The 23,600-nt window shown below is 69.9% G+C and carries 24 protein-coding genes, 1 tRNA gene and 3 pseudogenes; 14 read left to right on the plus strand and 14 right to left on the minus strand.

Going from position 1 to position 23,600, the window contains the following annotated elements; translation table 11 throughout:
• The first annotated feature begins 20 nt into the window (after positions 1-20).
• The 3 genes from ACGFNP_RS43240 to ACGFNP_RS43250 are packed head-to-tail and all read left to right on the plus strand — an operon-like array spanning position 21 to position 4,434.
• Complete coding sequence (locus ACGFNP_RS43240; protein ID WP_393328738.1) at positions 21-1,331, plus strand: CitMHS family transporter; 1,311 nt, start codon at positions 21-23, stop codon at positions 1,329-1,331.
• A gap of 17 nt (positions 1,332-1,348) precedes the next feature.
• Positions 1,349-2,869 (plus strand): CocE/NonD family hydrolase, encoded by a 1,521-nt coding sequence (locus tag ACGFNP_RS43245; RefSeq protein WP_393328740.1) that lies wholly within the window; start codon positions 1,349-1,351, stop codon positions 2,867-2,869.
• Complete coding sequence (locus ACGFNP_RS43250) at positions 2,866-4,434, plus strand: tannase/feruloyl esterase family alpha/beta hydrolase (protein WP_393328741.1); 1,569 nt, start codon at positions 2,866-2,868, stop codon at positions 4,432-4,434. Before ACGFNP_RS43245 ends, ACGFNP_RS43250 begins: the two co-directional genes overlap by 4 nt.
• Before the next feature lie 15 nt (positions 4,435-4,449).
• On the opposite strand, the gene ACGFNP_RS43255 is transcribed toward ACGFNP_RS43250, so the two are convergent.
• From ACGFNP_RS43255 to ACGFNP_RS43295, 9 genes are all read right to left on the minus strand, one after another.
• A complete protein-coding gene (locus ACGFNP_RS43255; RefSeq protein WP_393328743.1) occupies positions 4,450-5,184 on the minus strand; it encodes an NPP1 family protein in 735 nt (244 codons plus the stop codon).
• A 200-nt stretch (positions 5,185-5,384) separates the two neighbouring features.
• Positions 5,385-6,293: an amidohydrolase family protein gene (locus tag ACGFNP_RS43260; RefSeq protein ID WP_358321842.1), complete on the minus strand. Its 909-nt coding sequence runs from the start codon at positions 6,291-6,293 to the stop codon at positions 5,385-5,387.
• Positions 6,290-7,462, minus strand: a complete 1,173-nt coding sequence (locus ACGFNP_RS43265; protein ID WP_393328745.1) for a VWA domain-containing protein — start codon at positions 7,460-7,462, stop codon at positions 6,290-6,292. Before ACGFNP_RS43265 ends, ACGFNP_RS43260 begins: the two co-directional genes overlap by 4 nt.
• A 26-nt stretch (positions 7,463-7,488) precedes the next feature.
• The gene (locus tag ACGFNP_RS43270; RefSeq protein WP_393328747.1) at positions 7,489-8,367 is read right to left on the minus strand and encodes an AAA family ATPase; all 879 of its coding nucleotides are present in this window, start codon (positions 8,365-8,367) and stop codon (positions 7,489-7,491) included.
• On the minus strand, positions 8,364-8,666 hold the full coding sequence (locus tag ACGFNP_RS43275) for an EthD family reductase (RefSeq protein ID WP_358321851.1): 303 nt from the start codon (positions 8,664-8,666) through the stop codon (positions 8,364-8,366). The genes ACGFNP_RS43270 and ACGFNP_RS43275 overlap by 4 nt, the downstream gene beginning before the upstream one ends.
• Positions 8,667-8,679: 13 nt before the next feature.
• Positions 8,680-9,684, minus strand: coding sequence for a xanthine dehydrogenase family protein molybdopterin-binding subunit (locus ACGFNP_RS43280; RefSeq protein ID WP_393328749.1), 1,005 nt, complete (start codon positions 9,682-9,684; stop codon positions 8,680-8,682).
• 2 nt (positions 9,685-9,686) lie between these two features.
• Entirely contained in the window at positions 9,687-11,096 is a 1,410-nt protein-coding gene (locus tag ACGFNP_RS43285; protein ID WP_393328750.1) for a xanthine dehydrogenase family protein molybdopterin-binding subunit, read from the minus strand.
• A complete protein-coding gene (locus tag ACGFNP_RS43290; RefSeq protein WP_393328751.1) occupies positions 11,093-11,578 on the minus strand; it encodes a (2Fe-2S)-binding protein in 486 nt (161 codons plus the stop codon). Before ACGFNP_RS43290 ends, ACGFNP_RS43285 begins: the two co-directional genes overlap by 4 nt.
• A gap of 27 nt (positions 11,579-11,605) precedes the next feature.
• Positions 11,606-12,409 (minus strand): FAD binding domain-containing protein, encoded by an 804-nt coding sequence (locus ACGFNP_RS43295; RefSeq protein ID WP_393328752.1) that lies wholly within the window; start codon positions 12,407-12,409, stop codon positions 11,606-11,608.
• A gap of 77 nt (positions 12,410-12,486) precedes the next feature.
• Between ACGFNP_RS43295 and ACGFNP_RS43300 the strand changes: the two genes are divergently transcribed.
• The 4 genes from ACGFNP_RS43300 to ACGFNP_RS43315 all read left to right on the plus strand — a co-directional run bounded on the left by ACGFNP_RS43300 (position 12,487) and on the right by ACGFNP_RS43315 (position 15,956).
• Positions 12,487-13,164 carry a GntR family transcriptional regulator gene (locus ACGFNP_RS43300; RefSeq protein ID WP_214636703.1) on the plus strand — a complete coding sequence of 226 codons (678 nt, stop codon included), beginning with the start codon at positions 12,487-12,489 and terminating at the stop codon, positions 13,162-13,164.
• Between the two features lie 71 nt (positions 13,165-13,235).
• Entirely contained in the window at positions 13,236-14,627 is a 1,392-nt protein-coding gene (locus ACGFNP_RS43305; protein ID WP_358321868.1) for an AAA family ATPase, read from the plus strand.
• The gene (locus tag ACGFNP_RS43310) at positions 14,624-15,811 is read left to right on the plus strand and encodes a tetratricopeptide repeat protein (RefSeq protein ID WP_393328754.1); all 1,188 of its coding nucleotides are present in this window, start codon (positions 14,624-14,626) and stop codon (positions 15,809-15,811) included. The genes ACGFNP_RS43305 and ACGFNP_RS43310 overlap by 4 nt, the downstream gene beginning before the upstream one ends.
• An 82-nt stretch (positions 15,812-15,893) precedes the next feature.
• A tRNA-Met gene (locus tag ACGFNP_RS43315) sits at positions 15,894-15,956 on the plus strand.
• Between the two features lie 425 nt (positions 15,957-16,381).
• Here ACGFNP_RS43315 and ACGFNP_RS43320 read toward each other — a convergent pair.
• From ACGFNP_RS43320 to ACGFNP_RS43330, 3 genes and pseudogenes are all read right to left on the minus strand, one after another.
• Positions 16,382-17,059, minus strand: a complete 678-nt coding sequence (locus tag ACGFNP_RS43320) for a site-specific integrase (protein ID WP_393328756.1) — start codon at positions 17,057-17,059, stop codon at positions 16,382-16,384.
• A gap of 421 nt (positions 17,060-17,480) precedes the next feature.
• Positions 17,481-17,954: pseudogene (locus tag ACGFNP_RS43325) on the minus strand (site-specific integrase); the annotation flags it as partial.
• A gap of 38 nt (positions 17,955-17,992) precedes the next feature.
• Positions 17,993-18,217 carry a hypothetical protein gene (locus ACGFNP_RS43330; RefSeq protein WP_393328757.1) on the minus strand — a complete coding sequence of 75 codons (225 nt, stop codon included), beginning with the start codon at positions 18,215-18,217 and terminating at the stop codon, positions 17,993-17,995.
• 477 nt (positions 18,218-18,694) lie between these two features.
• Between ACGFNP_RS43330 and ACGFNP_RS43335 the strand changes: the two genes are divergently transcribed.
• Complete coding sequence (locus ACGFNP_RS43335; RefSeq protein ID WP_393328759.1) at positions 18,695-19,144, plus strand: hypothetical protein; 450 nt, start codon at positions 18,695-18,697, stop codon at positions 19,142-19,144.
• A gap of 108 nt (positions 19,145-19,252) precedes the next feature.
• Here ACGFNP_RS43335 and ACGFNP_RS43340 read toward each other — a convergent pair.
• Both ACGFNP_RS43340 and ACGFNP_RS43345 read right to left on the minus strand, forming a co-directional pair.
• Positions 19,253-19,420: pseudogene (locus ACGFNP_RS43340) on the minus strand (transposase); the annotation flags it as partial.
• 19 nt (positions 19,421-19,439) lie between these two features.
• A pseudogene (locus ACGFNP_RS43345) lies at positions 19,440-19,841 on the minus strand (2-oxoadipate dioxygenase/decarboxylase family protein); the annotation flags it as partial.
• A gap of 185 nt (positions 19,842-20,026) precedes the next feature.
• Between ACGFNP_RS43345 and ACGFNP_RS43350 the strand changes: the two are divergent.
• The 6 genes from ACGFNP_RS43350 to ACGFNP_RS43375 all read left to right on the plus strand — a co-directional run bounded on the left by ACGFNP_RS43350 (position 20,027) and on the right by ACGFNP_RS43375 (position 23,178).
• Complete coding sequence (locus tag ACGFNP_RS43350) at positions 20,027-20,632, plus strand: TetR/AcrR family transcriptional regulator (RefSeq protein ID WP_393328761.1); 606 nt, start codon at positions 20,027-20,029, stop codon at positions 20,630-20,632.
• Positions 20,633-20,873: 241 nt separating this feature from the next.
• Positions 20,874-21,245: a Tn3 family transposase gene (locus tag ACGFNP_RS43355; RefSeq protein ID WP_358321882.1), complete on the plus strand. Its 372-nt coding sequence runs from the start codon at positions 20,874-20,876 to the stop codon at positions 21,243-21,245.
• Positions 21,246-21,458: 213 nt separating this feature from the next.
• Positions 21,459-21,938, plus strand: a complete 480-nt coding sequence (locus ACGFNP_RS43360) for an RraA family protein (protein WP_393328763.1) — start codon at positions 21,459-21,461, stop codon at positions 21,936-21,938.
• Between the two features lie 50 nt (positions 21,939-21,988).
• Complete coding sequence (locus tag ACGFNP_RS43365; RefSeq protein ID WP_358321888.1) at positions 21,989-22,654, plus strand: hypothetical protein; 666 nt, start codon at positions 21,989-21,991, stop codon at positions 22,652-22,654.
• A gap of 103 nt (positions 22,655-22,757) precedes the next feature.
• Positions 22,758-22,913 (plus strand): hypothetical protein, encoded by a 156-nt coding sequence (locus tag ACGFNP_RS43370; protein WP_393328765.1) that lies wholly within the window; start codon positions 22,758-22,760, stop codon positions 22,911-22,913.
• A gap of 121 nt (positions 22,914-23,034) precedes the next feature.
• Positions 23,035-23,178: a hypothetical protein gene (locus ACGFNP_RS43375; RefSeq protein WP_393328767.1), complete on the plus strand. Its 144-nt coding sequence runs from the start codon at positions 23,035-23,037 to the stop codon at positions 23,176-23,178.
• Positions 23,179-23,600 lie beyond the last annotated feature (422 nt).

Raw genomic sequence — 23,600 nt, forward strand, 5'->3', positions numbered from 1 at the left:
AACCCTCCGAAAGGTCCTCGATGATCGCGCTCCTCGGCTTTCTCACCATCGGCCTGTTCCTGGCACTCACCATGACCAGGCGTGTCTCGGTCCTCACCGCGCTGGTGCTGGTGCCGGTGCTGACCGCGCTGGCCGGCGGCTTCGGTGCCGAGATGGGGCCGATGATCCTCAGCGGGCTGGGCAAGGTGGCGCCCACGGGCATCATGATCGCTTTCGCGGTGCTCTATTTCAGCCTGATGATCGACACGGGGCTCTTCGATCCGCTGATCCGCGGCATCCTGCGCCTGGCCAAGGACGACCCGCTGCGGATCGCCGTCGGCACCGCCGTCATCACGATGTGCGTGGCCCTGGACGGCGACGGCGCCTCGACCTTCCTCATCACCGTCTCCGCCCTGCTGCCCGTCTACAAGCGGCTCAAGATGAGCCCCCTGGTGCTCACCGGTGTCGTCTGCCTGGGCGCGGGCGTGATGAACATGATCCCCTGGGGCGGTCCCACCGCGCGGGCGATGGCCGTGCTGAAGCTGGACAGCTCGCAGGTGTTCACCCCGGTCCTGCCCGCGATGGTCATCGGCATCGTCTGGGTGCTGGTGGCGTCGTACCTGATCGGCCTGCGGGAACGCCGCCGCCTCGGCACCGTGTCCCTGCCCGAGCCGGAGCCCGAGCTGGTAGTCGGAGACGGGCCCGGAACGCCCCTCGCACCGCCGCGCACCCGCCCGCTGCTGACCGCCTTCAACCTGGCGCTGACCATCGCGTTGCTGGCCGGGCTGATCCTTCAGGTGATGCCGCTTCCGGTGCTGTTCGTGATCGGGTTCGCGATCGCCGCGCTGGTCAACCATCCCTCCTGGGAGAAGCAGCAGGAGCTCCTCGACAGGCACGCCAAGAGCGTCGTCCTGGTCACCACGATGATCTTCGCGGCGGGGGTCTTCACCGGGATCCTCACCGGGACCAAGATGATCAACGAGATGGCCACCGCGTTCGTCAACGTCATCCCCGACTCCTTCGGCGGTCACCTGCCGGTGCTGGTCGCGATCACGAGCATGCCGCTCAGCCTGGTCTTCACCCCTGACGCCTACTACTTCGGCGTGCTGCCCGTCCTGGCCCAGACCGCCGGCGGCTTCGGCATCGAGTCCGCCGAGGTGGCCAGGGCCGCCATTCTCGGCCAGATGACCACCGGCTTCCCGCTCAGCCCGCTCACCGCCGCGACGTTCATCCTCATCGGCCTCAGCGGCGTGCAACTCGGCCGGCACCAGCGCTTCATCTTCGGCTGGGCGTTCGCCACCACCCTGGTCATGACCGTGGCCGCTCTCCTGACCGGCGCCATCTCCCTCTGACCGTGTTGGAGCCCCCCATGAAGTACGGCAGGATCGCCGCCGCCCTGTCCGCCGTCTTGACGCTGCCGCTCATCGCGCCGGCCCCCGTACACGCCGACACCGTGCTGCCGGCCGATCCCTTCTTCTCCTACGACCGGGCCGCCACGTACGGCGTGCACACCGAGCGGGTCTCGGTGCCGTTGCGCGACGGCGGTCACCTGGCCTGCGACCTGCACCGGCCCGCGGGCGCGGACGGCCGGCCCGCCGACGGCCGCTTCCCCGGCATCGTCTACGACTACAACGCCTACGACCAACTGCAGGGGCAGGGCCAAGCGGCCGCCTTCTTCGTCACCCGCGGCTACAACGCCGCCGTGTGCAACGTCCGTGGCACGGGCGCCTCGCCCGGACGCCTCGACCCGTTCAGCGCGCAGGAACAACGCGACAACTACGACCTCATCGAGTGGCTGGCCGCCCAGCCCTGGTCCACCGGCCGGATCGGGCAGACCGGCGTCAGCTACGGCGGCCACACCTCCCTGCTGGTCGCGGTGAACAAGCCGCCCCACCTGGCCGCGATCATCCCCGTCGACGGCATCAGCGACTGGTACGAGAACACCATCTACCGAGGCGGCATCTACTCGGCCAGGATCCGCGACTGGCAGCGCGCCGTCGCGCCGGACACCCTGGTGACCTACGCCCAGCACCCGCTCTACGACGACTACTGGCGAGAGCGCAGCGTCAAGGCCCGCTGGCAGAACCTGGACGTCCCGGTCCTGGAGATCGCCGGATGGTACGACAGGTACCGGGCCGCCATGGTGGCGAACTACCAGGCCCGTCCGAAGAACGTGTGGCTGGTCGCGGGCCCGTGGGTGCACGGCTGGCCGTCGGGCCAGCCCGCCGATCTCGGCAACGGCGCCTACCTCGCCTGGTGGGACCGGTGGCTCGGCAACCGCGGTGACGCGCCGCTGCCCGCCGCCAAAGTGACCTCCTACCAGGTTCCGGGCACCGGCTGGCAGCAGTTCACCACCTGGCCGCCTCCCGGCACCCGGCGGACCCGGCTCGGCCTGAGCGCCGACGGTGCGCTGACGACCGGCTGGAGCAAGCCGGCCACCCTCGGCTTCACCGTCAACACCGAGACGACCCCCTCGGCCCCGGACGAGAAGCTCACCTTCCAGACGCGGCCCTACCAGCAGGACACCGTCCTCGCCGGTGACGTCACCGCGAAGGTGCGCGCCGCCTTCAGCGCCACCGACGGCAACATCGCGGTCGTGGTCGAGGACGTCGCCCCCGACGGCACGGCCGGCCGCGTCACCCAGGGCTGGCTGAAGGCGAGCCACCGGTCCGGCCACGAACGCGCGGTCCCCGTCCGGCCGGGCAAGACCTATGACCTGGAGATCCGCACCTGGCCGACCCACTATCGGCTGAGCGCCGGCCACAGCCTGCGCGTGACCGTGTCCAGCGACGACTATCCCGAGATCGACTCCGACGCCCCGGCGGGCCGGGTCCGGCTGAGCGTGGGACACGGCGGGACCGAAATCCGTTTCGGCACGGTCACGCCATGATCCGCCTCAGGACGGTCACCGGGAAGGACATCCGCTTTCGGACGCTTTTGGCCGCGATCGCCGTACTGTCGATGGCGTTCCCCTTGAGCGTTCCCTCCACTGCGGCGGCGGAGAGCGGCACGTGCGAGAGCCTGACCGCCACGACGCTGCCCGACGCGACCGTCACCCTCGCCGAAGCGGTCCCCGCGGGGAGCTACACCGCTCCCGACGGCCGGGTCCTGCCGTCGGTGCCCGCGTTCTGCCGGGTCCACGGCATCGCCAAGCCGGTGCCCGGCTCCACCATCGGTTTCGAGGTGTGGATCCCCCGCCAGGGGTGGAATCAGCGGCTGCTGATGTTCGGCAACGGCGGATACAGCTCGGCCATGGACTTCCCGTCCATGGGTGGTGCCGCGCTGGCGGCCGGGTACGCGACCGTCGCCACCGACACCGGGCACACCGGTGACGACCCTGACGTGTTCCGCCAGGGCGCCGCCAACCCGGAGATCATCGTGGACTGGGGCCACCGCGCGGTCCACGAGACGATCGTCAACGCCAAGCCGATCGTCGCGGCGTACACCGGGTCCAAGCCGCGCTACTCCTATTTCATCGGCTGCTCCACCGGCGGTCACCAAGCGCTGATGGAAGCCCAGCGCTACCCGGGCGACTTCGACGGCATCGTGGCGGGTGACCCGGGAAACAACCGGGTCGCGCTCAACGCGGGATTCCTCTGGCAGTTCCTCCGCAATCACACCGCCGGCACCCCTGACCCGATCCTCCCGGCGGCCAAGCTGCCCCTGCTGACGAACGCGGCCGTCCGGCAGTGCCGAGGCAGGGACGGCGGCCTGGTGACCGACGACTTCCTCACCGACCCGCGCCGCTGCTCCTTCGATCCCGCCTCGCTCCAGTGCCCCGCCGACGACTCCCCCACCTGCCTGACGAAGCGTCAGGTACAGGCGGTACGAGAGATGTACGCCGGCGCCCGCGACCCGCGTACCGGCGAACAGATCTACCCCGGCTGGCCGGTCGGCAGCGAAGCGCCCGTGGTGGACGCGTCGGGCACCGTACGGGTGGGATGGAACGGGTACTGGGGCACCACCGCGCCGGCCCGGGCGAACTTCTGGCGCTACTGGGTCTTCAACGATCCGGACTGGAACTGGTGGTCCTTCGACTACCACCGCGACCTGCGCGTCGCGGAGAAGAAACTCGGCTCGATCATCGACGCCACCGACCCGGACCTGACGCCGTTCCGGCGCGGCGGCGGCAAGCTCATCATGTACACGGGCTGGGCCGACCCGGTCGTCTCCGCCTCCGACACCATCGACTACTACCGCCAGGTGGTCCGCGCCACCGGCGGCGCGCGTCAAGACGTCCGGCGGACACAGGAGTTCGCCCGGCTGTTCATGGTCCCCGGCATGACCCACTGCGCGGGCGGCCCCGGCCCGAACGTCTTCGACACGCTGACCCCGATCGTGCGCTGGGTCGAGCGGGGAACGGCGCCGGCCGAGATCGTCGCGACCAAGTACGTGCACGACAACCCGGCGGACGGCGTCGCACTGACCCGTCCGCTCAGGCCCTTCACGTGTTGACCGGCCGACGCCGGTTCAGGCATTGGGGTCGAACGGGATGCCGGCCGGTTTGGCCTTCGCCAGTTCCCCGTTGAAGGAGGCGTCCTTGAGCCCGAAGACGGCCGAGCCGAAATTGTGCGCCACCAGGAGGTCGCGGAAGCCGGGCGGGTAGTCGTCCCAGCCGACCAGTGCCGGGAACTGCCACGTGCCCTTGTGGTTCTCCGGCTGCTCGTCGAAGTTGGCGAAGCGGAACGCGTGGGTGGAGAGCCCGTCCTTGTGGTAAATGATCTTCGGGTGCGTTCCGGTGTCGTCCCAGGGGAGCTGCGCACGCGGGCGGATGCTGTAGCTGCCGTGCGCGGACGCCGCCACGTACTGCGCGGTGCCGCCCTGGACCCAGACCACGACGTGCTCCCAGTCGTGCCGATGCCCACAGCATCCGGGCAATGCCTGGTCCTTTTCAAAGTAGAGCCCGTAAATGTAGGCACACCACCCGTTATTGCACTTGGAACGTGAATAGGAGTTGGTGTTGTCGAGGTCGGACAGGTCATGGCATTGCCCGTTGACCGCGCCGCCCAGCGCCAGGCCCGGCGCGATGGTTCCGTCGCGTCCGATGGCGGGCGTGGGATAACAGCCGTCTCCGTCATAGTCGAACGCCGGCTGGTAGGTGCGGTCACTCGTCGGCGCGGCCCCGTCGAGGGCGGTCGGCGGGACGGCGTAGGCGATGCCCGGAATGGCTAAGACGATCGCGACGGCGCCCACCAGCACGCGCACGGCGAACGATAATCGCCTTGACCACCCGACCGCCGGATGCCGAGCACTCTGGAGATCTTTCGCATCGATCATGCCTATATCAGACGACGGCTAACCCGACAAAGCAATAATCAGCAGAATTAGCCAACGGCTTTCCCGGCACAATGGAGAAGTGTTCGGACGCATTCGCAACAGGGGCCCACATCATCCTGTAGAGCCGGTCAGAGGCGGTAGACCCGGGTGGCCGTCGCGGTGAACACGTCCCGGAGCTCCGCCGCGGATCTGCCGGACAGCACGTCCTGCCAGGTGGAGAGCAGGGTGGGCAGGTCGGTCCAGAGCTTCTCGATCGGGAAGTTGCTCCCCCACATGCAGCGGCGGGAGCCGAACAGGTCCAGGCAGGTGCCCGCCACCCTCTCGATCAGCGGCCGGTCCACGCGGTGCACGAAGGTGCCCTGGCCGGTGAGCTTCACCACGACGTTGGGCCACCCGGCCAGGAGCCCCAGGCCACGCGTCCACTCCGCGACGGCCGCCGGTTCGGCGCCCACCGGCATCCCTGCGTGGACCAGCACGAACGTCACATCGGGGAAATCGTTGACGAGGTCCGCGGCGTCGGCCATCTGGGCGGGGAACACCTGGAGCTCGAACAGCCAGCCCAGATCGGCGAGCGCGGCGAGGTTGCGCCGGAAGACGGGGTCCTTCATACGATCGGGGGCGGAGGCGAAGCGGAACTCCGGCCGTTCGTGCCAGTGCAGTTGCAGCCGGGTGCCGCGGACGAGCGGCGTGATGGCGGCCTGGTGCCGCAGGACGTCGGCCGCCCCCTCGTCGAACAGGTCGGCGGAGCCCACCACGGCGGTGGGCCAGCCCGTCTCGGCGTGCACGTCGCGCAGCCACCGCACCTCGTCCACGGACCGGTCGAGCGGCCAGTTGGCCTGGACGTAGACCGCCGAGGTGATACCGCAGGCGGTGGCCTCCGCGGCGTATTCGGACACGGGGTAGTCGCGGCGGATCGGCTCGTACGGTCCGAAGATGCGCGGCACCATCTCCCCTTGGAGCCAGGGCAGGTCGGCGGCCCGCCAGATGTGGTGATGCGCGTCGACGATTCCGGTATCGGGGGCGAAAGAGGAGGTCATCGGGTCTCTCCCATCGTGGACCAGCGCCGCGCCGCGGTGTGGCGGGGGCCGGACAGGACGGCGGGCAGGCGGCGTACCTCCGCCAGCGCGGTGGCCAGGTCGCGTACGCCGCCGAGGTGGTCCAGGCTCGGAAGCTGCGCGGCCATGGCGCGCGTGGCGGGGCGGTAGGTGGGCGAGCAGGCCAGCGGGGACCACCAGACGAGCCGGTGGCCGAGCCGCGACAGGCGAGCCGTGGCGCGCACCATGGGGGCGCAGTCGCCGCGTTCGAGCCCGTCGGACAGCACGATCACGAGCGCGCCGCGGGCGAGCGCCGCGAACCGCGGGTTGCCCAGGAAGCGCTCCAGCACGGCGCCGATCGCCGTGCCACCGTCGGCGTCCGTGACCAGCCCCGACACCGCTCGCAGCGCCCGGTCGGCGTGCGGGTGCGACAGCGCGGCGGTGATCCGGGTGAGCCGGGTGCCGAAGCAGAACACCTCGGTACGGGCCGGCGCCGCGCGCAGCGCGGTGTGCGCCACGCGGAGCAGGTCCGGGGTGTGCTGCCGCAGCGAGCCGGAGACGTCGACCAGGATCAGCAGGCGGCGCGGGCGCGGTGGGCGGGTCAGGCGCCGCAGCTCGATGATCTCTCCGTCATGGCGGTGGGCGCGCCGCAACGCGTGCCGTACGTCCAGCCGGTCCCCCGACCGGGCCGGTCGACGCCGCCGTGACGGCGTCGCGGGCAGTACGGCGGGCCAGGCGGCTTCGAGCGTGCGCATGAGCACGCGCCGCCGTTCGCCGGTCCGGCCGAAGTCGCGCGTGCCGTACGTGCTCAGGGTGCTGGCCTCGACACCGTCGCCCGGCCGCACCTCATGAGGCGGCGGGTCGTCCTCGCCGGGTCCGCCGGGGGACGGCGCACCACCGTCGTCGCCTTCGGGCGGCGGCCCGGCGGGCCCGGGGCCGCCCTGCCGGAACCAGGCATCGAAGACCCGGTCGAAGGCGGGCAGGTCGCCGATGTCCTGGAGCAGGGTGATCCGGGCGTACCAGTACAGCGTGGTCAGGTCGGGCGGCGGGGACTCGGCGATCACCCGCAGCAGGTCCGCCCGCTTGGCCGGCGCGGCGGGCACGCCCGCGCCGCGCAGCGCGGTCAGGAACCCCCACAGGAGGTCCGCAGCGAGCGCGACCGGGTCACGCACCACCGAACAGCTTCCGCGCGACCGGTTCACACACCACCGAACAGCTCCTCCGCGTGCTCGAGGAGCAGCCGGGTGTCCTCCTCGTCCTTGATCAGCAGGCCGAGTGCCCGCCGCAGTGCCACCGGCCACGGGCTGCCGCCCTCGGCGAGCGCCAGCGCACCGCGTGCCCACTCCACCGACTCGGCGATGCCGGGCCGTTTGAGCAGCGGCAGCCGCCGTACCCGCTCTACCGCCCGGACGAGCTCGTCCGCCGCCCGGTCCTCCAGCCCGGGGATCGCCGCGCGCAGGATCGCCCGCTCCCGGTCCGGCTCCGGGAAGGCGATCCAGTGGTAGAGGCAGCGCCGCTTGAGCGCGTCGTGCAGTTCGCGCGTGCGGTTGGAGGTCAGCACCACGATCGGCGGCGTGCCCGCCCGCACCGTGCCCAGCTCCGGGATCGTGATCTGGAAGTCGCCCAGGAACTCCAGCAGGAACGCCTCGAACTCACTGTCGGCCCGGTCGATCTCGTCGATCAGCAGCACCGCCCCCCGCTCGGCCCGCACGGCACGCAGCAGCGGCCGGCGCAGCAGGAACTCCTCGCGGTACAGATCGCCGATGTCCTCGCCCCGGCTCTCGGCCACCCGGACGTGGAGGAGCTGCTTGGGGTAGTCCCACTCGTACAGGGCCTGGCCCGAGTCCAGCCCCTCGAAGCACTGCAGGCGGATCAGTTCCAGGCCGGTGACGCGCGAGAGCACCGCGGCGACCTCGGTCTTGCCGACGCCCGGCTCGCCCTCCAGCAGGAGCGGCCGGCCCAGCCGCAGCGCCAGGTGGACGGCCGTGCACAGCCCCTCGTCGGCGAAGTACCCCTCCCCCGCCAGCGCGGCGGCCAGCTCGCGCTCGTGCGAGAGCCAGGAGGCGGCGGGCGTCACAACTGCGCGTGCTCGGTGGTCAGCAGGTGGACGCGCTGGGAGGTGTGCGCGGCGGCGTCGGCCGCCGCGGCCTTGCCGTGCTCGGAGCCGAACGCGGCGGCGCGGGCGTCCTCGTCGTCGAAGTACAGCTCGTTCACCGAGTCGTAGGGACCGCCGTCGCCGGTGGCGACGCTGACGGTGTACTTGCGCAGGCCGGGCAGCCTCCTGGCGAACTCGGCGTGGTCCTCCAGCACCCACTTCGCGAACTCCTCGTGGGACAGGCCCTCGGCGCGCTTGAGCAGCGAGACGACTTTCAGCATGGTTCCTCCGGTTTCAGGTGTCGCGCAGGGCGTCCAGCCCGCGCAGGACGCGTTCGGGGGTGAACGGCATCGACTCCAGGCGCACGCCGCAGGCGTCGAAGATGGCGTTGGCGATGGCCGGGATCGGGGCGTTCGCCGTCATCTCCCCTATCCCCTTCGCGCCGTACGGCCCGTTGCCGGCCGGGCGCTCCAGGAACAGGCTGTGCTGGACGGGAATGTCGGCGGGACCGGGCATCAGGTACCCGGCGAAGTCGTGCGGCCCGTGGTCGCGCGAGGGGTAGTACGGCTCGGTGGTCTCGAACAGGGCGTGCGACACGCCCATCCAGGCCCCGCCCTCCACCTGCTGCGTCGCCATGGCCGGGTTGAGCGCCCGGCCGATCTCGTAGGCGTTGTACAGCTCCAGCACCTCGACCACCCCGGTCTCGTCGTCGACCTCGACGACGGCGGCCGTGCACGCGTGCGCCTGGCAGGAGTCGGGGTCCATCTCCCCGGTCTCGGGCACCGGTGCGCTCGGCTCCTTGAGATAGATGCCGCGGCCGGAGATCGTCCGTCCGTGCTTGAAGTGCGCGGCCAGCGCCAGGTCGGTGATGTGGATGGCCTTCTCCTGCGCGCCCTTGAGCCTGATGTAGCCGGTCCCGTCGGTCTCCAGGTCCGCGGCGTCGACCTCCAATTCCTCGGCGGCCACCTCCAGCATCACGCCGCGCGCCTCGGCCGCGGCCATGATGACGGCGTTGCCGACGCGGTGGGTGCCGCGGCTGGCGAAGGTGCCCATGCAGTGCGGGCCGGTGTCGGTGTCGGCGGTGTCGACCAGCACGTTCCCGATCGGCAGGCCGAGCGTCTCCGCGGCGCACTGTGCGGCGATCGTCTTGATGCCCTGGCCGAGGTCCACCGAGGACAGCGAGATCACGAACGTGCCCGTGGTCGTGGCGTGGATCAGCGCCTGCGAGGGGTCGCCGCCCAGGTTCATGCCGGTCGGGTAGTTCACCGACGCGTACCCGCGCCCGCGCAGCTTCGCCATGGCTACCGCCCTTCCCTGCTCGTGGAGGACATGCGGCGGTACGCCTCGGGCAGCTCGTGCCCCGCCATCTCCGCCGCCTTCTGGATCACTTCGACCAGGGCCGTGCCCTCGGCGACCTTGCGGTGGGCCTTGAGGTCCCCGTCGCGGTAGGCGTTGAGCAGGCGCAGCCGCAGCGGATCCAGGTCCAGAGCGCGGGCGATCCGGTCCATCTGCGACTCCAGCGCGAAGTCGGCGATGGTCACGCCGAACCCGCGCATGGCGCTGGACGGCGTGCGGTTGGTGAACACGCAGTGGCAGTCGGCCCACACGTTCGGGATCGCGTACGGGCCGGGCAGGTGCGCGGCGGCCTTGGTGGTGCCGTACGGGCTGTGGCGGGCGTACGCGCCGGCGTCGACGTACAGCGTGACCTTGCGGCCGATGATCTGGCCGTCGTCCATCACGGCGTCCTTGATGTAGATGCGCTCGGCCGCGCGCGGCGAGGAGACCTGCATCTCCTCGGCCCGGTCGTAGACGAACCTGACCGGGCGGTCGGCCGCCATCGCGGCCACGCACGCGACCGGCTCGACCACCACGTCCACCTTGCCGCCGAAGCCGCCGCCGACCGTCCCGCCGACGATGCGCAGCTTGTTGAACGGCGTGCCCAGGATCAGCGCGGTGTTGTCCAGGGTGAAGAAGCACGCCTGGGTGTCGGAGTGGATGCGCAGCCGCCCATCGGCCTGCGGGACGACGACGCAGCCGGTGGTCTCGGCGGGAGCCTGCTCGATCGGCGCGGACTGGTAACGCCACTCGAAGACGTGGTCGGCCCGCGCGAACGCCTCCTCCACGTCGCCGAAGCGGATCCGGCGGCAGTGGTGGCCTTCGTAGATGAAGTGGTTCTGCCCGTGGTACTCGTTGACCAGCGGCGCGCCGTCCTTCAGTGCCTCCTCGACGTCGAAGACCGGCGGCAGGTCCTCGTACGCGACCCTGATCCTCGCCGCACCTTCCAGCGCGGCGGACTCGGTCTCGGCGACCACCGCGCAGATGGGCTCGCCGAGGTAGCGCACCTTGTCCACGGCCAGGATGGGCTCGTCGTCCGGTCCGACGCCGATCAGCTTGAGCGGGGTGTAGAGGTTGTTCGGGATGTCGGCGTGGGTGAGGATCCGCAGGACGCCCGGCACGGCCAGGGCCTCGGTCAGGTCCACGTCCACGATCCTGGCGTGGTGCCGGGCCGAGCGGTGCATCTTCAGGTGCGCCAGCCGCGGCGGGAGCACGTCCTCGAAGAACTCGGTACGCCCGGTGACGTGCCCGCGCGCGTCCGAGCGCTGGACGACCGAGCCGATGACGGTGAAGTCGCCACCGTCCACGCCCGTGCCCGCGGCGGAGCGTTCGGCGGCGAAGGTGCTCGTGTCGATGGGGGCGAGCCGGTAGGTCATCGCGACACCGCCGCGCGACGGCGTCCGGCCGCCTCCATGATGGCGATCACGATGGGCCGGTAGCCGGTGCACCGGCAGACGTTGCCCGAGATCGCCTCGACGACGTCGGCCTCGCTCGGATCGGGGTTCCGGTCGAGCAGCGCCTCGGCGACCATGATCATGCCGGCCGTGCAGAAGCCGCATTGGGTGGCGAAGCAGTCGACGAAGGCGCTCTGCACCTCGTCCAGCTCACCGCCGGCGGCGACCCCCTCCAGCGTACGGACCGAGCGGCCCGCGACGGTCTCCACCGCGACCAGGCAGGCGGCCTCGGGCCGGTCGTCGACCAGGACGGTGCAGGTGCCGCAGGCGCCCTGCGCGCAGCCGCGCTTGGCCGCGGTGAGCCCGAGCGACTCACGCAGGCTCGCGAGCAGCGTGGCCCCCGGCGCGGCGATGAACTCCCGTCGCTCGCCGTTGACGACGAGCGAGACGATCTGTGACGGCACGGCCCACCTCTCATCTGGCCAACTCATTCAGGGGACGAACGCGCGGCGCAGATGCACCGGCAGGACCCGAGCCCGGTACCACGCGCTGGCGTAGGCGTCGTCGAAGGGGTCGATGTCGCTTTGGGCCGCCACGCCGGCCTCGGTGAGGACCTCGTGGGTCAGCGGACGGCCCAGCAGCAGGCGCTCGGCCGACAGCGCGCGGACCGGACGCGGGGCGACTCCGCCGAGCGCGATCCTGGAGAAGGTGACCAGGCCGTCGGCGGTGCGGGTCACGGAGGCGACGGTCACGATCGCCGCCGAGTTCAGGCGGCGGCGCATGGCCTTGTGGTAGCGCCAGGCACCCGGCTCGGGAGGCGCGGCCCGTACCGCCACGACGATCTCCCCTGAGGCGACCCCGGAGGTCAGCACCTCGGCCAAGGGCGCGTCACGCCGGCCGTCCGGCCCGGCGATCTCGCAGGTCGCGTCGAGGGCGAGCAGGCAGACGGCCAGGTCGCCGTACGGCTGGGCGACGAACAGGTTGCCGCCCACGGTGGCCTGGTTGCGGATGGTCGGGGAGGCGATCGTCCGCAGCGCCGGGCGCAGGAAGGCGAGCCCGGGATGCTCGCCGACGGCGGTGAGGGTGGCCGCCGCGCCGATCCTGGCCACCCCTGCGCGGACTTCGACGCCGTCCAGCCCGGCCCGGCACAGGCTGACCAGCTCGGTCGCGGGCGCGGCCCCGCTGTTCACCAGCGGCATCACCACGGTGCCGCCGCCCATGATCCAGGCTCCCCGTGCCGAGTAGGTGACCGCGGCCTCGGCCGATTCCGGCACGTGCACGGCCTGGATCACCATGTGCGGCCCCTTTCGTTAATTATCGATAATTGATTATCGTGCGGACATCGTCAAGAGGAGCCTTTAGGATCGGTTTCATGACCGAAGAGCCCTCCAAGCTGCCGCGGCTCACGCTGGCGCGGCAGATCCGCGACTCGTTGGTCAGCAGGATCGTGTCCGGCCAGTTCAGGCCCGGCGAGCGGCTGGTGGAGACGCGGCTCGCGGCGACCTACGGCACCAGCCAGGCGCCCGTGCGCGAGGCGCTGCGCGAGCTGGAGGTCATGCGGCTGGTGGAGACCCAGCCGCGCCGCGGCACCTTCGTCCGTCCCTTCGTCCAGGAGACGCTGCGCGAGAGCTACGTCGTGCGGGCGGCGCTGGAGGAGACGGCCACCCGGCTCGCCCTGCTGGCCGGGACCGTGCCGGTGGAGGCGCTGCGGGCGGATGTGGCGGCGATGCGGGCCGCCGCCGAGAGCGGTGACGGCGAGGCGTCGGCGCGCGCCAGCGTGTCCTTCCACCGGCGCATCGTCGAGGCCGCGCACAACGAGCTGCTCAAGCTCTCCTGGGAGGGCCTGCAGATCGAGGCGCGCACGTCGGTCACGATGGTCGCCACCGAGGTCGACCTGCACGACATCGTGCGCGACCACGCCGAGTTGCTGGCCGCGATGGAGGACGGCGACCTGGAGACCGCGTGCCGGCAGGCCCGCGACCACCAGTGGCACTACGCCGACCTCCCGCACGACGCCCACGGCCGCACCCGCGACTCCGCCGCCGGCTAACCGGTGTGGGTGGGTTTCGGTATCTTGCGTAGTTCAAGACGGACCGAAACCTGCGACAGAAGGGATGGCACGTGCTCGACGATGCCGGTCTCCAGGCGCTCCGCGATGCGGCGCGTCTCTCTCCGGACAACCTTCCCCTCCGGCAGCATCTCGCCGGGCAGCTCCTGGCCAAGGGGTATCTCGGCGAGGCCGAGGCCGAATACCGCGCCGCGCTCGTCCTCGCGCCCAAGGACGCGGACATCACGGCCGGGCTGGCGGAGGCGTTCGTCCGGCAGAGCGCCTATGGCGCTGCGCTGGCAGCGCTCGAGCCGTTGCTGACCTCGTCCGCCTACCAGCCCAAGCTGGGTGTGCTGGCGGCTCGGGCACTGCTCGGGGAGGGGGACACGGCCGGGGCTGCCTACCGCTACCACGAGGCGGTCTCCCGTGATCCGTCCGTAGGCGATCCTGACCTCGCCGCGCGGCTGTCGGCCCCACCCGTGTCGCCGTACGCCGCACCGCCGGCGCCCGCCTCGCCCTACCCCGCGCCCGCCCCGCACGCGGCGCCCTACCCGGCACCGCCCGCGCCCGCTCCGGCGGACCAGGCTACTGCGGAGGTCGAGCGTTCCAAGCTCACCTTCGCGGAGGTGGCGGGCATGGAGGCGGTCAAGGAGTCGCTAAGGGTCAAGCTCCTGCTGCCGATCCAGCAGCCGGAGCTGTTCGCCGCGTACGGCAAGCGCGCCGGTGGCGGGGTGCTGCTGTACGGCCCACCGGGAGCGGGCAAGACGCACCTGGCCAGGGCCGCCGCCGGTGAGCTCGGCGCGTCGTTCGTCAACGTCGGGCTGGCCGACATCCTGGACATGTACATCGGCTCCAGCGAGCGCAACCTGCGGGCCACGTTCGATCTGGCCCGCCGCAACCGGCCGTGCGTGCTGTTCTTCGACGAGGTCGACGCGCTGGCCGCCCGCCGCTCGGACATGCGTCAGGCGCACACGCGGCAGCTGGTCAACCAGTTCCTGGCCGAGCTCGACGGCGTGGACCAGAACGCCAACGAGGGTGTCCTGGTGCTGGCGGCCACGAACGCCCCCTGGTACGTGGACGTGGCGTTCCGTCGTCCCGGCCGCTTCGACCAGCCGGTGTTCGTACCGCCGCCCGACCCCGCGGCCCGCGCGGCCATCCTGCGCATCCTGTGCCGTGACAAGCCGCTGGCCGAGATGGACTTCGACGCGGTCGCACGGGTCACCGACCACTTCGTCGGAGCGGACCTGAAGGGTGTGGTGGACCGGGCGGTGGAGGTCAAGCTCCAGCAGTCGATCAGCGCGGGCCGGCCCATCCCGCTGTCGACGCCCGACCTGCTGGCCGCGGCGCAGAGCGTACGGCCGACCGCGGTTCGCGAGTGGATGGCCACCGCGCGCAACTACGTGATGCACGCCAACGACTCCGGCGCCTGGGACGAGCTGATGCCCTGGGTCAAGGGCAAGTGGTGACCGTCGCCGACCCGGTGCAGCGGGCGCGGACACTGCTGCAGATGCGCCGCCCGGCCGAGGCCGAACGGGAGCTGCGCGGCGCCCTCGCCCAGGAACCGCAGCACACCACCGCCCACTCCTTCCTGGCCCTCGCCCTGGTCCAGCAGGGCAACGTGGCCGAGGCGATCGCGGAGGCGCATGAGGCGGTACGGCTGGCGCCCGACCAGTGGTTCACGCACTACGTGGCCGGACAGGTGCACCTGCGCGCCGGCCGGCCCGATGAGGCTCTGACCGCCGTCCACGCCTCCCTGGACCTCGAGCCCGAGTACGCGCCGACCTGGGAGCTGCTGGCCCGCGTCCACGTGTTCAAGGGCCAGTGGCCGCAGGCGGCCGATGCGGCCCGCCGCGGACTGGCCGTCGATCCGCAGGAGTCCGACCTGGCCAGCCTGCTGGCGGTGGCCCTCACCGGGCTCGGCGAGGCGGAGCAGGCCACGGCCGCCGCCGCGCACGCCGTACAGCTGGACCCGGAGAGCGCTACCGCGCACCTGGCGTACGGCCGCGCGGCACTGGCCTTCGGCGACCCCCGGCGGGCGGCGGACGCCTTCCGCGAGGTCCTCCGCCTCGACCCCGGCTTCGACCAGGCCCGGGATCTGCTCGTGCTCGCGCTGAAGCAGCGCAATCCCCTCTACCGGCAGCTCTCGCGGTTGCGGGGCAGGTTCCGCGGGGGGTGGCGGCTGGTGTTCCTGCTGCCCGCGGTCCCGCCCCTCATCGTGGTCTTCATCCTCATCGCGGTCCTGCACTGGGCGGCGTGGGTCGCCGAGGCCTGGACCACGCTCCGGCTGGCGCGCGCCAAGGCCACCCGGCTGCTCTTCGAGGGCGCGGAGTCCCGCGTGGCCGTCCTGTGCTGCGGCCTGGTGATCGCGGGCGCGGCGCTGCTCGCCCTGGGTGTGACGCTCGGCCAGGACGCGCTCGGCACCGCGGGCGTGGCCGTCATGGCTCTGGTCACCGCGGTCCAGGAGGCCGTGCACACGGGCTCGGCTCGCGGGCGGGCGCTCTTGTACGGCTGGACGGCCGTGCTCGTCCTGGCGATCGTCACGTCGGTGGTGCTCGGGTCGGCGAGCATGGCGCTGCTGGGCGTGTATGCCGGGCTGGCCACGATCTGGGGGGCGGCGGGAGTGCGGCGCGTGCTCGGCCACGAGGGGTAGTTAGCTGGTGACGTCGGTCGCCTGCGGTACGGCCCAGCACACACCGTCATAGTCCGGCACGACCGCAGAAGGAGTCATCGGCAGGGCGATAGAGAGCATCGGACTCATAATCCGTGGGTCGTGGGTTCAAGTCCCATCCGCCCTACTCTCCAATACCGCGTTCGACCTGGGGTTTCTCGGTTCCCGTCGGCCTCTGAGCTCGCTGTTGATCATGGTTGGTTGCTCGCTGGTTGCTCTTGTGTACGGACCGTGTATCGCGGTAGATCATCTAGAACGTCACCGTAAGCTCAGAGCCCAGAGATGACCATCCGAAGATCAAGCGGGAACGTCTGCACATCGTTGCTGGTCAGTGGTGGCTTCATGACCGGTCAAACCTTATCCAAGTGGGCTCGTCTCGCCAGCCAGGCCGTTCGTGACCAGCAGATAAAAGATCCGCTGCTTCTCGAAGCGCTTACGCATGGCCGGTTCACGCGAGGCTCAGGATCGATCGGCTACATCACCTACACGACAGCTGCTGAAGACAAAGGCAGGCCCGCCGGAGGATCGGCGGGCCTGTTGGGTTTTGGTGGTTCAGCTGGTGGTGTCGCCGATGTGGGTCGGCAGTGTGATTAGCCGGGCGGTCTGGGCGCCTGCGGCCGCGGTGTTGACCATGGCGGCGGTGGATTCGGCGGCGGCGCGGGCCACCTCCGGGTAGACGCTGGTGTAGGTGTCGCGGGTGAAGGTGGAGGAGACATGGCCGAGGGTCTCCTGCACGACCTTCAGATCGACCCCGGCGGCCAGCATCAGCGAGGCGGCCCCATGGCGGAGATCGTGCAGCCGCACCGGTGGCAGCCCCACCTGAAAGGCCAGCTGGTAGAACTGGTCGCTGACCTGCTGCGGATGCAGCGGCCCGCCGATCTCGTCGGTGAACACGAACCCGCTGTTCGTCCAGGCCTCGCCCGCAGCCAGCCGCTCAGCAGCCTGCCGCTTGCGATGCCCGCGCAGCCCGGTGACGGTGTCTTCGTCGAGGGCGATGGTGCGGTCGCTGGCCTCGGTCTTCGGCGTGCCCTGTACCGGTTCCCAGCCCAGCTGGGTGATCTGCCAGTGCACCCCGGCGGTCCCGGCGGTCGGGTCGACGTCCTTCCAGCGCAGCCCGACCGCCTCGCCCCGGCGCAGCCCGCGCAGGGCGATCAGCCGATAGAGAGCCGACAGCCGGTGGGTGGCTGCTTGGGCGAGGAAGGTGTAGGTGTGGGAGGGCGTCCAGACCATCACCGGCGACGGCCTCCGGCACGGACGCGTACACGTTGATCATGCTGGCGCGGCTGAGCCGGGCCCCGCGCCGCCGCTGCTCGACGCCGAGCCGGTCTTGCAGGTGGCGGTTCCAGTCGGCGACCCGCTCATCGGTCCACACCAGTGCTTTGGGGCGGTCGGCGTCGGGGAGTTCGACCACCGCGGCGGGGTTGAAGTCGATCAGCCGGTCCTGCTTGATCGCGATGTTCAGCGCGTGCCGGAGGATGGCGCGGATGCGGTGCATGGTGGCCGGGCCGACCGGCCGCCGATACCGCACGCCGCCGGCGCGGGCAGAGGTGATGACGTCGTTAAACTCCTCGATCGCGTCGAACATCCCCGCCACATCGGACACCCGCAGCCGATCCAGCCGGATGTCACCCAGGTAGGGGGTGAAGTACAGGCGGATGTGCGCCTCATACGAGCGCCGGGTGGTGGCGTCGATCTTCCGCTTGCGCCGCAGGAACTCTTGCATCCATTCGGCGACGGTGACGGTGGGGTTGAGGTCTTGGCGGGTGCGGACCTTGCGCCGGACCTCTTCCACCGCGGGAAGGGTCTTGGTGTCCTTGAGCATGGCCAGCATCAGCTCGGTGATCTTCCGCTGGATGTGCGGGTCTTCATCCAGCGCCAGCAGGGCGCGGGCGTGCTCCAGTTCGGCCTCGACCTCCTCCAGCGTGGCAAAACCGCGCCGTCGCAGCGGGTTGCGCCGCCGCCCGTCCGCGTGCGCGGGCAACTCGAGTTGGTAGGCCCAGCGGCCGTGGGTGCTGCTCCACCACTCCCCACCGCCCGGGCGGCGCAGCTTCGGGCAGGCCTTGCCCAATTTCTTGCCGATCGCCTCATCCCGGCAGGAACACGTCTTGAAGGTGGTTCCGTTCATCGTCGCTGTCGTACCTTCCCTTGTTCACTGACCTCGCGTCACCGCTTGCTCGGCGTCGCGTCCCTGCGGCGCTCCCCCGCCCCCGCTCCCCCGCCCCCGCGCCCCCGCCGAGCGCCGTCGGTACGGTACGGCCCGTGCAGGACGCCACCGGCGGCGCCGGCGGCATCGCGTACCCGGCCCATCACCGCGGGGTCGCCGTCCGGCGGCCCGGAGCGGGGGGTTGCCGTGCCCCGGGGCCGGAGGGCGGCCCCGTCGGCCCGCACAGGCCCGTTATGGGGGCCGCAGCGGGGACGTGCGGGCCACCGGCTGGCCCGGGGCGGTCGGTATCGACGCCCACCTCCACCACCCATGTCAAGCGATATCCGCTGGTCGCATGTCCCCGGCCCCACTCCGGCCAAGCTCGGGCATCCGGTTACGTACCTCAACCGGAAAACGCCAGCCTTACGCACAAAGGCCCCGCGCTGATCACATGGCGGCCGCCCCATCTGGCGTGAAAGGCACAGCATGAAGAGGCGGCGAAGTAGCTGGACTTTACGGTCACAATCAAACGCCCCGATCCGGCGGCCAACTCATCCCGTCACTTATCTAAATACCGACCAGAAGAGCCGAGTTAGGACAGCGCAATAGGTCAGCCTTTGGTCAAGCCGACATCGGAATCCGCTCCGCAATGGCGGCACCTGGTTGGTCACGGTCTGGGCACTGGCCTTCCGTACGGCTGTTAGCGCCGCGATGCTCAGGCCATGGCGGACTGGGCGAAGTTGATCGAAGCGGTCGCAGGCTTGGTAGGGGCTGTCGCTTGGCCTGCGGCTTTTGCCGTCGCGGTGTGGCTTGTGATGCGACGCCACAAGGATGCCGTTGCCCGGCTCATTGACCGGCTGGAACAGATCATGCTTCCCGGTGGGCTTGAGATTCGCCTAAAAGTGGCCGAACAGCAGGCTCGCGACGAAATTCAATCTCTCGTGGAACGAGCAGCGACGGAACTCGACCCTCACGCGAGAAAGCAAGCCGCCGAAGAACTCGCCGAACGAGCTGAGGAACTCGGCGCGTTGGGAATCATCAGCCGGGGGCCATGGGTGGAAGCAGAGCCAGACATCCGTACAGAGCGACAGTGGGCGAAGTTCGCTGAGTGGGTTGAAGCCGCGAGGAGGAAACGGCGATCTTCTGAGCCCCCTAAAGACGCTCCCGAGTAGCCTCTCGTTCACGGCAGACTGGAGTAGTCCTCACCCTTGATCGGCCCATCCTCGGAGGCAGGCAGGACGATCGGCCGTGCTCTCGTAGTCCGCCCCCTCCGTCCTGCAGTCCGCCCGCCGGGTCGAGACGCCGAGCAGATAGCTGGTGGCGATCACGCTGATCAGCGCCTGCTCGGCCCGCCGCCGTCGTTCCAGCAGCCAGTCGGGGAAGTAGGAGCCGGAGCGGAGCTTGGGGATGGCCAGCTCGACCGATCCTGCGCGGGTGTCCCACTCGCGCTGCGGACCGCAGCTCCCCCTCGCTCACCGTCCCGTCGCTCTCGCGGAAGCGCCGGGGTTCCGCGAGAGCGCGGAACAAGGTCTGGCGCAGCGAGATGTCGGGCCCCTGCCACCTCGGCGGCCCTTGGAGCCGATCGATCATCTCGATGCCGCGTGCGACCATCCGCCGGTAGAGCTCATCGATGTCGAGGACGCGCGGCGTGAGCTCCCGCGGACTGCCCACTCTGATGACTCCGTGCCGCTCGGCGGTGACCCTGGCGATGGAGCCGAGCGGCGCGGCGTCGCCTCCGCGGCGTTCGAGCACGTCGACGTTTACCTCGTTCGAGACCTCCAGCAAGGTCGAGTCCGCCGCGACCTCGGTTCCGTACAGCTCGGAGAGGCGGTGCGCGAACCACGCCCGCAACTGCCAGGTGGTGGCCAAAGTTAACCCCTCCCCGAAGTGTAAATCTAAGACTCTATTCTCGAATTCTCAGCATGATGGCCAGCCAATATGCCCGTCAAGCAACTATTCTGGCATATTTTACTGGAGAATATTTGAGACTTGATTCTCGGTTCTAGGTACCGAGGTCATGTGCGCCGTCCCTGTCAGCCCCTACGCTTGGGCCTGTGATCGCAAACGACTGGGCCGGTGGCGGAGCGCGCAAGGATGCCGTGCGCAACCGTCAACGACTGCTCGAAGCCGCCGGCGAGATCATCAGGACATCCCCGGAAGAGGCGACGATGCCGAAGATCGCCAAAGCCGCCGGGCTGTCCACGGCCACCGCGTACCGCTACTACCCCACTCTCGGCGAGTTGCTCAATCACTACCTGTACAGCGTGCTGGTACAACTGCGCGACTTCAGCCATGACTGCCCCGCCACGGGACTGGAGCTCTACTCGCGCGTCATCGACGAGTGGATCCGGCTCGTGCACGTATACGGGCGTACGATGGTCCAGCTCCGCCCCCGTACGGGATTACTGGCCCGGCTGCGCGCTCACGACTCCGTCATCACCGCCAGCCGCGACGCATGGGAACGCCCCATCCGGGCCGTGCTGCGCAGCGAGAGGCTCGCCGACGACACCTTCGAGCCCGCCTTCTTCCTGCACAACCTGATGTTCGACGCGCGGGAGATCCTCGATCTCAGCGACCTGGGGCTCAGCGACGACGAGATCAAGCGACGCATGGTGAGCGCCTTCAAGGGCGCCATCCGCGGTTGGGCGAACTTCCGCTGACGAGCCGCTAATCTTGCGACTCGATTCTCAGCCTCTCTCGCTTACGCATCCAATCAAAGCTCCTGAGGGCCTTCACCCTTCTGCGGTCGCATGCCATGACACGTCGTCAGCGGATCTCGACCCTGCCGCAGCTGAAGAAGTCGTCGCGGATCGTGGCCAGGACGGCGAAGGTGTTCATCGAGGAGCCGGAGCTCATCGAGGAGACCGACTTACGCGAACGCGGACCTGCCCGGAGAGGGCGGTGGACCGCGACGCTTACGTGGTGTGCGTACTGGCAGCTCTTCACAGGCTCAAGCGCCGCGACATCTACGCCTCTCCTCGCAGCGCTGGTCCGACCCGCGCGCCCGCCTGCCGGGTCGAGAAGATGCTCCCGAAGACCGACCTGCCGGACCTGCTGTTCGAGGTGCACGCCTGGACCAGGTTCCTGGACGCCTTCGTACACCTGGGCGACGGCCGGGCCCGCGTGAAGGACCTCACCACCACGGTCGTCGCCATGCTCATGAGCGAGGCTTGCAACATCGGCATGACCCCGGTCATCAACCCGGACTACGCGGCGCTCACCCGGGCCCGCATGGTCCACGTCGACCAGTACTACCTAGCACCCGCCCTATGAACCCGCTTGAGCTGCAACGCACCTACCTCGGCCTCACCACGCCCCATGTCGCCGATGCGATCATGCGCCTCGGTATCTCCGTCCGACGGGCACCGGCGAACGTCCACCCCGTATGGGGTGGCACGCACATCGTCGGCCGGGTCCAACCAGCGCGCCACTACGGCAGCGTCGATGTCTTGCTCAAAACCCTCGAACACGCCGAGCCCGGGGGACGTGCTCGTGGTCGACAACGCCGGACGAGACGACGAGGCCTGCGTCAGTGACCTCATTACCCTCGAGGTCCGGCACTCCGGGCTCTCCGGCATCGTGATCTGGGGTCTGCACCGAGACACCTCCGAGCTGCGCACCATCCGGCTGCCCGTGTTCAGCCAGGGAGCGCTCCCCGCGGGCCCGCAACGACTCGACGCGCAGGAACCGGACGCGCTCGCCTCCGCGCGAGTTGGGGACCACCTCGTGACCCGGGATGACTTCGTGCTCGCCGACGACGACGGCGTGCTGTTCCTCCCGCTCGACCGTGCCGCGGACATCGCCGAGCCGGCGAGTAGGATCAGAGGCACCGAACGGCGCCAGGCTGCTCGCATGAACCTCGGCGACAGCCTCCGAGACCAGGCCAGGTTCTCCGGCTGCCTCGCCGTGCGAGCAGGATGGCACGACGTTCCGCCAGTACCTCCGTTCCATCGGCGGAGCAGTTGAGGAGCGAACCGGCTGATGCAGCCACGACAGCACCCGTCTGGTCCGGCGCGATGACCACCTCCGATCGCCGCCGGGGCACGCCCGAGCATCCTTGGCGTGGAATTCACCTCGACGTGTACGAGCGACACATGGGCGACCCAGGGGTAGGGCAGCTTCAGCGGCTCCGCGATATCACCGGTGAACAGCTCGCGGCGTACCCATTCCGTGCAATCGGGGTGCTGGGAATCGCGGGAGGCAACGGACTCGACCTCATCCACCCGGAGACCACGGACGCCGTGTACGGGTACGACATCAACCCCGACTACCTCGACGCCTGCGAGACCCGATATCGCGACACCCTCGGCGATCGCCTCCATCTGATCGAGACGAGCATCGACCGCTCCGTGAGGATCGAGCGCGTCGACCTCCTCATCGCCAACCTCATCATCGAGTATGTGGGCGTCGAAGAGTTCGTCGCCTTCGCGGCCGCGAACGCCCGCTCCATCGGCGTGCTGTCGTGCGTGATCCAGCGCAACGACGCGGCAGGCTTCGTCAGCTCGACGGACTACTCATCGTCGTTCGACACCCTCGCCTCGGTGTCATCGGACATCGACCCCGAGACGCTGACCTCAGCGATGTCGGATGCAGGGTTCGCAGCCCTGGGCCGCTGCGAGTACCCCTTGCCGAACGGTAAATCCCTGGTGCGACAGGACTTCCAGACCATCCCATTCCCATAAACAACCAGACCCTTGCGCCCGCGACCGCTGTCGGGCGGTAGCGCGGCTGGAGGAGCTGATCACGATCGAGGACCCCGATACCGAGGGCGCATCGGGCGGCGGAATGCGCAGCTTCCTGCAGGAGTCGAAGGAGAATCCCGGGCCGCGGCAGTTGGAGACGCCGCTGGGCGAGATCGTCAAGCTGGAGCGGGTCAAGGCGATCGGGCTGCCGGAGGGGGCGTCGGAGAAGGTCGTGGAGGCTGGCGGGCCCGGGCGATGAAGATGTACCCCTCCGACTTCGCCGCCGCCCAGCCGCCGGTCCGGGCGAGGCTGCTGGCCGCGCAGTGCTGGTTACGCAAGACCGAGATGATCGGCGGCCTGGGTGGCTGCTGATCCAGCTCGTGCACACGATCAGCATGCGGGCACAGAAGAAGAAGGTCGAAAACGAGATCAGCACCGAGTTCGCCCGGGTGCGCGGCAAGAATGACATCCTCGTACGGCTCGCCCAGGCCGCCCTGGTAAGAGATAAGCCTTGGGTTCCCTGAGGCCACAGTGGCCTCAGGGAACCCAAGGCTTATCTCTTAATCTGCGCGCCGCGTCGTAGCCGATGACGTCCAGTGACCCGGCCACCTCTGGGTTTGGCGGACGGGTCACTGCCCGGGATGGGCGGGGCGCTACGGTCGGGCGTGCCCGCGGACGGAGTGATAAAGGCTACTCGCCTGCATCTCGCTACGCCGGTAGTCGCCATCCTGGAAACGCGGCTGTTGGCAGAGCCGTTGGACGCTGGTAGCGTGCTCCGACCAGCCCGTGAAAGCTAGGTCACGCCGCAGCCGTCGCGCGGGCACCGGAACTGCTGGGAACCCGAGCCGACAGAAGGATCCTCGGCAGCAGGTTGAAGTCCCGCGGTTCGTCGCAGTTACTCCATGCGTGCCGGGCCGTGGTCGCAGAGCCCGTGGTTGGTCCGGCT

Origin of the sequence: Nonomuraea sp. NPDC049269, assembly GCF_043197155.1 — a bacterium.
Lineage (GTDB): Bacteria > Actinomycetota > Actinomycetes > Streptosporangiales > Streptosporangiaceae > Nonomuraea.

Excerpts from the sequence above, each read along its gene's own strand:
- ACGFNP_RS43240 (WP_393328738.1), top strand. The coding sequence starts at position 21 with ATGATCGCGCTCCTCGGCTTTCTCACCATCGGCCTGTTCCTGGCACTC.
- ACGFNP_RS43245 (WP_393328740.1), top strand. The coding sequence starts at position 1,349 with ATGAAGTACGGCAGGATCGCCGCCGCCCTGTCCGCCGTCTTGACGCTG.
- ACGFNP_RS43250 (WP_393328741.1), top strand. The coding sequence starts at position 2,866 with ATGATCCGCCTCAGGACGGTCACCGGGAAGGACATCCGCTTTCGGACG.
- ACGFNP_RS43260 (WP_358321842.1), bottom strand. The coding sequence starts at position 6,293 with ATGACCTCCTCTTTCGCCCCCGATACCGGAATCGTCGACGCGCATCAC.
- ACGFNP_RS43275 (WP_358321851.1), bottom strand. The coding sequence starts at position 8,666 with ATGCTGAAAGTCGTCTCGCTGCTCAAGCGCGCCGAGGGCCTGTCCCAC.
- ACGFNP_RS43280 (WP_393328749.1), bottom strand. The coding sequence starts at position 9,684 with ATGGCGAAGCTGCGCGGGCGCGGGTACGCGTCGGTGAACTACCCGACC.
- ACGFNP_RS43285 (WP_393328750.1), bottom strand. The coding sequence starts at position 11,096 with ATGACCTACCGGCTCGCCCCCATCGACACGAGCACCTTCGCCGCCGAA.
- ACGFNP_RS43295 (WP_393328752.1), bottom strand. The coding sequence starts at position 12,409 with ATGGTGATCCAGGCCGTGCACGTGCCGGAATCGGCCGAGGCCGCGGTC.
- ACGFNP_RS43300 (WP_214636703.1), top strand. The coding sequence starts at position 12,487 with ATGACCGAAGAGCCCTCCAAGCTGCCGCGGCTCACGCTGGCGCGGCAG.
- ACGFNP_RS43320 (WP_393328756.1), bottom strand. The coding sequence starts at position 17,059 with ATGGTCTGGACGCCCTCCCACACCTACACCTTCCTCGCCCAAGCAGCC.
- ACGFNP_RS43335 (WP_393328759.1), top strand. The coding sequence starts at position 18,695 with ATGGCGGACTGGGCGAAGTTGATCGAAGCGGTCGCAGGCTTGGTAGGG.
- ACGFNP_RS43365 (WP_358321888.1), top strand. The coding sequence starts at position 21,989 with ATGACCACCTCCGATCGCCGCCGGGGCACGCCCGAGCATCCTTGGCGT.
- ACGFNP_RS43370 (WP_393328765.1), top strand. The coding sequence starts at position 22,758 with ATGCGCAGCTTCCTGCAGGAGTCGAAGGAGAATCCCGGGCCGCGGCAG.